We start from the raw sequence: 1,354 nt of genomic DNA on the forward strand, positions 1-1,354 counted from the left end.
AACTTACACTGAATAGCCACATAGCCTTCTTGATGACGAAGCTTAGCAACCAGATCAATGCCGATATCATTTTTATTCCAATCTTCACGTTCTTTTGCCCATTCATAATAGCTCTCAACTTTTTCATATCGCCCATAGTGGAGAGGGTCATACATAAGATATTTTGTCACAAAATCTTCAAACACTTTCCCCCGTAGAGCATTTGATGTTGCCTGTTCACGATAGGATTGTAAAAGGGAGCGTAAAGTGAATTGTTCATTATCAGACTTAATAGATTGCAGCATATTGTAATAAAAATCCCTTGCCTTATGAGATAATTAATATTCATCAAAAGAATCAAAACGAATTCAATTGAATGCATTTAAGGCAAATAACGATAAAAAAGGGAAAAAAACTGCTAAAAAAAGCCGATATTTTTTCAAAAGGGGTCTTTAAGGCTGCTTATCCACAGCCCATGACATGGAATAAGATCAGCAACGTAGTGAAATTTGCTGTTCGTTTCACGTATTCATCAAGATAAATGTACTACGTGCTTTAAAATATCAGAATGAGTATTTTGATAGGTTTTGTAGGTTCTTAAAACCCCCAAAACCCCTACAAAACCCCTTTAAATATATATTATAGATTGTATTTACGGATTGCATTTAATATAGGTTGTTTCTTTAAAACATTAACATATTGAAATATAATGATTTTTATTTTAGATTAAAAAAATAAAATAATACGTACAAAAAGCCCCCCCAAAACTCATAATGGGGAGTGCTTTGAAGAGTTCTCTGTTATATTGTTAATGTTCTATAAGATTTCCAAATTGCCTCAGTGTGATGTTTTATGGCTTGTCACTAAGGGATTCCATTCATAGCGTATGGTAGGGCGACCGCCTTGTGAGCTCTTGTCTCCAGAGATTTCACGTATATAGTTACAACGGCATAAAAGCTCTAAAGCTTGCTTAACGGCTTCATTATCTTTGAAACATTTCCAATCACGTTTATAAATGTCCCTTGTTGTAAAAACATCGGGTAAACAATCACAACGCTCGACAATTAATTTTGCCCCCTCTGTTGCTAAGCTATTCGCCGCCGCATAAAGCCTTTTGACATGACTTAACAAATATTTTTCCCATCGCAAGGCTATTTCAAGGGCATCTCTATTGATTTCCAAACGCCCACCATCAGCCAGTTCAAAAATCAACGCAAGGGTTGGTATGGTTTGATTCATTTTCAAAAGATGTGCTTTTAAACTTGCAGAGAAATGACCATTCTTTATTCTTTTCTGAAAATTTTCCCACCATACACGAAACATTTCTTGAGCTTCAGCAGAAAAGCGTATGGTAATAGGGTGTTTTGGTGATCCT

1 protein-coding gene and 1 pseudogene are annotated in these 1,354 nt (G+C 35.4%); both read right to left on the reverse strand.

The window, feature by feature from the left end; genetic code table 11:
- Positions 1–284 (reverse strand): annotated as a pseudogene (locus ACFILH_RS02035) (helicase); the annotation flags it as partial.
- A gap of 532 nt (positions 285–816) precedes the next feature.
- On the reverse strand, positions 817–1,354 hold a 538-nt coding region (locus ACFILH_RS02040), incomplete at its 5' end, for a DUF3987 domain-containing protein (RefSeq protein ID WP_375667282.1).

The sequence above is a fragment of the Bartonella sp. CL435QHHD genome, assembly GCF_042195095.1.
Taxonomy (GTDB): Bacteria; Pseudomonadota; Alphaproteobacteria; order Rhizobiales; family Rhizobiaceae; genus Bartonella.